Origin of the sequence: Ideonella flava (assembly GCF_051857595.1) — a bacterium.
GTDB lineage: Bacteria > Pseudomonadota > Gammaproteobacteria > Burkholderiales > Burkholderiaceae_C > Ideonella.
The window spans coordinates 526,019-533,103 of the sequence record NZ_JBPZHD010000004.1 but is presented as its reverse complement, the minus strand read 5'-3'; the positions used below and the strand labels follow the sequence as shown (position 1 = coordinate 533,103).

Genomic DNA, 7,085 nt, shown 5'->3' with positions numbered 1-7,085 from the left:
GGCCTTCCACATGTTGCCGCGCTCGACCACCTGCTCCATCAGCTGCGTGGCCACTTCCGCTTTCGTTCGCCCCGTTGTCGCCGTGCACGCCTCGGCACCGTCGCCAGGCCCGGTCGGGTTCCGACCGCCTCGCCCAGCACCGGCCACGCCTGAAGCCCTTGCCTCGCCGCGTGCTTGTGCGTCGTCGTCGTTCATCGAGATCAACGGTCCTACTGGCGTTCACTCATGTTCGGCCCTTCGGTGCGCGGCGCACCTACTATGGCCTCTGCTGACTTCTTGCACCCCATCCCTGCGCCTCTCGACGCCGCTAGCCCTCTCGGGCAGGATTCAAGATCTCCCCGGGTATTGCGCACTCACCTTCACGCTTATGCCTGTCGGATCTACGTCGTTGCGTCCCGTGCAAGTACCGGGCTTCGACGATATGGGCCGCCTCACCCCGCAACACCCTTGCCGTTCGGCTACCTCTTCCCCTTGCCGGGTGAGGAGAGGACTTGCACCTCCAAGTAAGTGCGCCCTGCCGGGCGCACCCAAAGAAAACGGCCCGCTCGAGGCGGGCCGTCGTGTTCGCGGATGCCGTCAGGCTTCGCTCATGCTGCGTTCAGCCACATCGCCGTGTCGAACGCACTGCACATCATCGGCATGTTCATCCCGAAGTTGGGATTGATGCCGCTCTTGCTGCTGGCCTTGGCGGCCGGCTTCGCTTCGTTGGGGGCCGTTTCCACCGCCCGCTCCCATGACCCGTTTTCCTGGGAGCGGGCTACTGAAAAGAATAGAAACATCTGAACGGTATCTTCCGTTCGGCCCAGAAGTCGGCCGCGTCGCGGAAGACGTCGAGCAGCTGCTCGCGTGACTCTCTGTCGAAGCGCGTGTTGTCGGGAATCTGCTCCAGGACCACCACGAAGCCGGGCTGAACGCCCGACTTGTGGACCAGGTCCGTCATGCAGTCGAACAGCGCGTCCAGGTTCTTGCCGAAGTGCTGCGGGAACAGGAACGAGGTCGCTATGCCGTCCAGCACCTCCTGCTTGGACAGTGCCTCGGACAAATTGGCGTACAAGAAATGCTGGCCCGACTCCTGGGCCGCGCTCATCAGGTCATCGACCCGATAGGCGCGTATCGCCTGCACGATGTTCGGACGGACGGTCTGCAAGAGCATGGTCGCGTTCCTCCTTGGTCAATCAACAATGAATCCGGTCTTCAGTCCGCCCGCTGCTCAAGGCGCGATGCGCCTGAAGCTTGCATAGTGGTCTTCGGTGTAAAAACAGGCTTCGGGTTCCCGCGGTTTGATGCCGCCGCAGACGATGCGCCGCGCTCCCCGGTCCGACGAAGCCGGGGTGGGCACGGTGTATTCGCGGTAAAAGCCCCGAGGATGGCGCGGCAGGATCTGCTCTCGGTTGCCGAACACGATGCCATCCTTCGCGTAGGGGAAGGGGCCACCGGCTCGGATCAAGCGCTCGGTCTGCTGCGCCTCCACCGGCAGGGCCGCAAGCGACACCATGCCGATCGCCGGGCGTGCCGCGGCGTCGAGGTTCACCCCTGCGACGCCGAGCACGAAGGCCGCTGCCGTGGCCGCAAGGCCCCACTTCGACTTGGACCCCCCGACCATCTGCAACCCTCTTTCGTGACCCTTTGTCATGGCTTTTGTGCACTGCTGCAAAGCCACGGGTTTACCCTGAAGACTCAAACACTGATGGTACCTGACTCGCGGAAATACCACAAGTCCACTGCCCCAAAATGAGGCAGTGGATCATGGCATTAGTGAGCGCTAACTAATCTGGAAAGTCAGTCGTTCAGGGATTTTCTTGGAGCTGTCACCGGGCCGCGTTGGCATCTGCCACCGTCAGTGCCGTCATGTTGACGATCCGGCGCACCGTGGTCGACGGCGTCAGGATGTGGACGGGCTTGGCCGCGCCGAGAAGCACCGGGCCTATGGCGATGCCGCCTCCAGACGCGGTCTTCAGCAGGTTGTAGCTGATGTTGGCCGCGTCGATGTTGGGCAGCACCAGCAGGTTGGCCTCGCCCTTGAGCGTGCTGCGCGGCATCAGCTCCGCGCGGTAGCCGGCATCCAGCGCCGCGTCGCCGTGCATCTCGCCGTCGATCTCCAGCCAGGGGGCCGCCTGCTGCACCAGCGCCAGCGTCTCGCGCATCTTGACCGCCGACGGGTGGTTGCTGGAGCCGAAGTTGGAATGTGAAAGCAGCGCAGCCTTGGGCTGGATGCCGAAGCGGCGCATCTCCTCGGCCGCCAGCACCGTGATCTCGCACAGCTGCTCGGCGGTCGGGTCGTAGTTCACGTGGGTGTCGACCAGGAAGACCTGGCGCCCGGGCAGCAGCAAGCCGTTCATGCAGGCGAAGGTCTTCACGCCGGGACGCTTGCCGATGACCTGGCCGACGTGGTTCAGGTGCAGCTCGGTCGAACCCCAGGTGCCGCAGATCAGACCGTCGACCTCGCCCTTGTGAAGCAGCATGCTCGAGATCAGCGTCAGGCGGCGCCGCATCTCGATCTTGGCCAGCTGCTCGGTGACGCCGCGCCGCTCCATCATCTCGTGGTAGGTCTGCCAGTACTCGCGGTAGCGGTGGTCGTCGTCGATGTTGACCATCTCGAAATCGCGGCCTTCCTTCAGCCGCAGGCCCATCTTCTCGATGCGCGCGTTGATCACGCTGCGCCGGCCGACAAGCCACGGCTGGGCCAGACCCTCGTCGACCGCCACCTGCACGGCCGACAGCACGCGCCTGTCCTCACCCTCGGCAAAGGCGACCCGCTTGGCCTGCGCCTTCTTGGCGATGCTGAAGATGGGCTTCATCAGCGTGCCGGAGGCATAGACGAAGGTCTGCAGCTTGTCCCGGTAGGCCACCAGGTCGGTGATGGGACGCTGGGCCACGCCCGAGGCGCGCGCCGCGTCGGCCACGGCCGGCGCGATCTGCATCATCAGCCGCGGGTCGAAGGGCTTGGGGATGAGGTACTCGGGCCCGAACGAGAGCGTTGCGCCGGCATAGGCGGTGGCTACCACGTCGCTCTGCTCGGCCTGGGCCAGCTCGGCGATCGCGCGCACCGCGGCGATCTCCATCTCGTCGTTGATCGTCTTCGCGTTGCAGTCGAGCGCGCCGCGGAAGATGTAGGGGAAGCACAGGACGTTGTTGACCTGGTTCGGGTAGTCGGTGCGGCCGGTGGCCATGATGACGTCGTCGCGCACCGCCTTGGCATCCTCCGGCATGATCTCCGGCGTCGGGTTGGCCAGCGCGAAGATGATGGGCCTGGGTCCCATGGCCGCCACCATCTCGGGCTTGAGCACGCCGCCCGCAGACAGGCCGAGGAACACGTCGGCCCCGGCGATCACCTCGCCCAGCTTGCGCAGCTCTGTCGGCTGCGCGAACTCGGCCTTGTCCGGGTCCATCAGCTCGGTGCGGCCCTGGTAGACGACGCCCGCCAGGTCGGTGACCCAGATGTTGCTCTTGGGCAGGCCCAGCTTGAGCAGCAGGTTCAGGCAGGCCAGCGCCGCGGCGCCGGCACCCGAGGTGACCAGCTTGATGTCCTTGATGCTCTTGCCGGCGACCTTCAGGCCGTTGAGCAAGGCGGCGCCGACGACGATGGCCGTGCCGTGCTGGTCGTCGTGGAAGACGGGAATCTTCAGGCGCTCGCGCAACTTGCGCTCAACGTAGAAGCAGTCGGGCGCCTTGATGTCTTCCAGGTTGATGCCGCCGAAGGTGGGCTCCAGGGCGGCGATCACCTCGACCAGCTTGTCCGGGTCCTTCTCGTTGACCTCGATGTCGAAGACGTCGATGCCGGCAAACTTCTTGAACAGCACCCCCTTGCCTTCCATCACCGGCTTCGATGCCAGCGGGCCGATGTCGCCCAGGCCCAGCACCGCGGTGCCGTTGGTGACGACGGCCACGAGATTGCCGCGAGAGGTGTAGCGGAAGGCGTTCGCCGGGTCCTCGACGATCTCTTCGCAGGCCGCCGCGACGCCCGGCGAGTAGGCCAGCGCGAGGTCGCGCTGGTTGATCAGCTGCTTGGTCGCGCTGATGGCCACCTTGCCCGGCGTCGGGAACTCGTGGTACTCCAGCGCGGCGCGGCGCAGTTCGGCTCTTTTTTCCTCGAAGGTCGGCATGTGAACAGTCCTTGGCAAGCAGCTGGCGCGGGGCGCGAATTGTAGGCGCCGGACCTGCCGGCCAACTGCGCGGGCAGGCCTTGCAGTGTCACCAGTGACCGGGGCAATGCACATGCGCGAAACTGCTTAGGCCGGCGGCTAACGGCCCACCCATACTGCCAGCGCCGCATGAATCCGCCGTCCGTCTCCACCGCTTCGCCGCCCGCCGAGCCACAGGCCGAGGCACCGCGCGGGCGGCGGGGCGTCCGCTGGCTGCTGTGGGGCGCGCTGGTCGCGCTGTTGCTGGTGGCGCAGTCGCTGCTGGTCGGCCTGACCCTGAGCTACGAGGAGGCGCGCGCGCAAGATCGCGCCGACGCCGTGGCCGCCGCAGCGGCCGGCGAGCTGCGCCGGATGGTGCAGCGCAGCCTCCAAAGCGCCCAGTCGCTGACCTGGAACGACCCGCCGCCCACCCAATGGCGCTACGACGCGCAGGAGATGCTGCGCCAGCGCCACGAGTTCCTTCACATGGAGTTGCGGGACGCCGATCGGCGCCTGGTCGTGGCCGCCGACACGCCCTTCCGCCAGCCGGTGTTCGGCGTCATGCCGCGATCCGAACTCGAGATCGAGATGCACGCTGTCTGCGCCACGGCGCGCCGGGTCGCGGCGCCGCTGTTCTCGCGCTCGTACTTCGTGCCTCAGGCCGGCGGACTCGGGCTGGAGGTGATCGACCTGTGCCTGCCCCTGGACCGCAGCGGCCAGCCCAGCGGGTACATGGTCGCGACGCTTTCGCTGTCGCAGCTGCTCGAGGACGCGACCAACACCATCGCCGCCAACGACCACGAGCTGTCCCTGGTCGAGGCAGACGGCACCCGGCTGGTCCGCGCCGGCCTGCACCGCGGCGCGGGCGTCTATTTCGCGACACGCCTCGTCGACCTGCCGGGCAACTCGCTGCAGCTCAGGGCCGACGCCGTACAAGGCCGTCCCGGCCTCATCCCGAACCTGACGCTCGCGCTGGTGGTCGGCCTTTCGCTGCTGCTGCTGGGCCTGGTCGTGCTGCTGGCGCGCGACGTCCGGCGCCGCTCCCTGGCAGAGACCGCGCTCGCCGAGGCGCTGGCCTTTCGCCGCGCGATGGAGGATTCGCTGGTGACCGGCCTGCGCGCGCGCGACGTGCGGGGTCGCATCACTTATGTCAATCCGGCCTTCTGCGCGATGGTCGGTTTCCACGCGAGCGAGCTCATCGGCAGCAATCCGCCGCCCTACTGGCCGCCCGAGCGCATCGACGAATATCGCCAGCGCCAGACCGATCGCCTGAAGTTCGCGCGCGACCCCGCGCTGCAGCGCGAAGGCTTCGAGACCCAGTTCATGCGCCGCAACGGCGAGCGCTTCCCGGTCATGATCTACGAGGCGCCCCTGCTCGACCGCGTGGGCCACCACGCCGGCTGGATGAGCACCGTGCTCGACGTGAGCGCCCAGCGGCGGATCGAGGAGCTGTCGCGCCAGCAGCAGGAGAGGCTGCAGGCCACCGCGCGGCTCGCCACGGTGGGCGAGATGGCCTCGCTGCTGAGCCACGAGCTGAACCAGCCCTTGGCCGCGATCGCGAGCTACGCCACCGGCTCGCTGAACCTGGTCGCCGAAGCGGAGCAGCAGCCGGCCACTGCGGCCGAGACGGTCGGCCTGCTGCGCCAGGCGCTGGAGCGCATCGCCGAGCAGGCCGAGCGCGCCGGCCGCGTCATCAAGAGCGTGCATGCCTTCGTGCGCCGGCGGGAGCGCTCGCGCGAGGCCATCACGGCCGACCTGCTGATCGAAGCGGTCTTGCCACTGGTCCGGCTGCAGGCTCGCAAGAGCGGCACACGCATCGATGTGGATTGCCCCTCGCCGGCGCCGCGAGTCTGGGTCGACCGGACCATGGTCGAGCAGGTGCTGCTGAACCTCACGCGCAACGGCATCCAGGCGATGGAGGGCGAGACCACGCCGCTGGAGCAGCGGGTGCTGAGCCTGCGCGTGGCGCGGGTCCACCACCGCTGGGTGCGCTTCGAGGTGGAAGATCGCGGGCCGGGCATCCCGACCGATGTGGCGGCCCGGCTGTTCACGCCCTTCTTCACCACGCGCGCCGAAGGCATGGGGCTGGGCCTGTCCCTTTGCCGCACGGTCATCGAGCAGCACGGCGGGGCGCTGGACTTCGGTCCGGCGAACCCCGGGTCGGCCACCGCGCCGGGAACGGTTTTCCGGTTTACGCTACCGGCTCCCGACCCTGCGCGCCCGGGCCTGCCGCCCGGGGCCGACGACCCCGCATGAACCCTTCGCTCAGCTCGCGCTTCGGCCTGCCGATGGTCTACCTGGTGGACGATGAGGATGTCGTGCGCGACGCGCTGGCCTGGCTGCTGCGAACGCGCCGGCTGTTGTCGGAGGGCCATGCCAGCGGCGACGCCTTCGCCAGCTTCCTGCACGGCAAGACGCCGGCCGACTGGCCCAACTCGCCGTCCTGCCTGCTGCTGGACGTGCGCATGCCGGGCCTGTCGGGCCTGGCCCTGTTCGACCGGCTGGTGGAACGGGGATTCGCCGAGGTGCTGCCGGTCATCTTCCTGACCGGCCATGGGGACGTGCCCACCGCGGTCGCGGCCGTCAAGCAAGGCGCATTCGACTTCGTCGAGAAGCCCTTTTCAGACAACGCCCTGGTGGACCGCGTCGAACTCGCCCTGTTGCGCAGCGAGGCGGCGCTGGAACGCCGGGCCGGCAAGCGGCAGGTCGAACGGGCGCTGGCCGAGCTGACGGAGCGCGAACGCGAGGTGATGAACCTGGTCGTCGAAGGCCGGCCAAACAAGCTCATCGCCGATGCGCTGGACATCAGCGTGCGCACGGTCGAGGTGCACCGGGCGCGTGTGTTCGAGAAGATGAACGTCAAGTCCGCCGTCGAGCTGGCCAATCTCCTGCGGCCGCCGACCTGAAGCCTTCAGCGGCGGTTCCTTCGACGCCCCGGTCCGACATGCGCCGACAATCCCGGGC

Annotated in this window: 7 protein-coding genes; 2 read left to right on the top strand and 5 right to left on the bottom strand. The window is 67.7% G+C overall.

Annotated elements, in window-relative coordinates; genetic code table 11:
- The 5 genes from ACS5PM_RS11565 to ACS5PM_RS11545 form a co-directional block, all read right to left on the bottom strand.
- A partial coding sequence (locus ACS5PM_RS11565; protein WP_439387768.1) for a hypothetical protein occupies positions 1 to 195 on the bottom strand: 195 nt, incomplete at its 3' end.
- A 392-nt stretch (positions 196 to 587) separates the two neighbouring features.
- The gene (locus ACS5PM_RS11560; protein WP_439387767.1) at positions 588 to 722 is read right to left on the bottom strand and encodes a hypothetical protein; all 135 of its coding nucleotides are present in this window, start codon (positions 720 to 722) and stop codon (positions 588 to 590) included.
- A 35-nt stretch (positions 723 to 757) separates the two neighbouring features.
- A complete protein-coding gene (locus ACS5PM_RS11555; RefSeq protein WP_439387766.1) occupies positions 758 to 1,153 on the bottom strand; it encodes a barstar family protein in 396 nt (131 codons plus the stop codon).
- A gap of 57 nt (positions 1,154 to 1,210) precedes the next feature.
- Positions 1,211 to 1,633, bottom strand: a complete 423-nt coding sequence (locus ACS5PM_RS11550; RefSeq protein WP_439387765.1) for a ribonuclease — start codon at positions 1,631 to 1,633, stop codon at positions 1,211 to 1,213.
- 175 nt (positions 1,634 to 1,808) lie between these two features.
- Positions 1,809 to 4,103 (bottom strand): NADP-dependent malic enzyme, encoded by a 2,295-nt coding sequence (locus ACS5PM_RS11545; RefSeq protein ID WP_439387764.1) that lies wholly within the window; start codon positions 4,101 to 4,103, stop codon positions 1,809 to 1,811.
- 168 nt (positions 4,104 to 4,271) lie between these two features.
- Between ACS5PM_RS11545 and ACS5PM_RS11540 the strand changes: the two genes are divergently transcribed.
- Together ACS5PM_RS11540 and ACS5PM_RS11535 are read left to right on the top strand one after the other, a co-directional pair.
- Positions 4,272 to 6,377: a sensor histidine kinase gene (locus ACS5PM_RS11540; protein ID WP_439387763.1), complete on the top strand. Its 2,106-nt coding sequence runs from the start codon at positions 4,272 to 4,274 to the stop codon at positions 6,375 to 6,377.
- A complete protein-coding gene (locus tag ACS5PM_RS11535; RefSeq protein WP_439387762.1) occupies positions 6,374 to 7,027 on the top strand; it encodes a response regulator transcription factor in 654 nt (217 codons plus the stop codon). Before ACS5PM_RS11540 ends, ACS5PM_RS11535 begins: the two co-directional genes overlap by 4 nt.
- The last annotated feature ends 58 nt before the right edge of the window (positions 7,028 to 7,085 follow it).

Coding starts and splice junctions, on each gene's coding strand:
- ACS5PM_RS11555 (WP_439387766.1), bottom strand. CDS start 1,153: ATGCTCTTGCAGACCGTCCGTCCGAACATCGTGCAGGCGATACGCGCC.
- ACS5PM_RS11550 (WP_439387765.1), bottom strand. CDS start 1,633: ATGACAAAGGGTCACGAAAGAGGGTTGCAGATGGTCGGGGGGTCCAAG.
- ACS5PM_RS11545 (WP_439387764.1), bottom strand. CDS start 4,103: ATGCCGACCTTCGAGGAAAAAAGAGCCGAACTGCGCCGCGCCGCGCTG.
- ACS5PM_RS11540 (WP_439387763.1), top strand. CDS start 4,272: ATGAATCCGCCGTCCGTCTCCACCGCTTCGCCGCCCGCCGAGCCACAG.
- ACS5PM_RS11535 (WP_439387762.1), top strand. CDS start 6,374: ATGAACCCTTCGCTCAGCTCGCGCTTCGGCCTGCCGATGGTCTACCTG.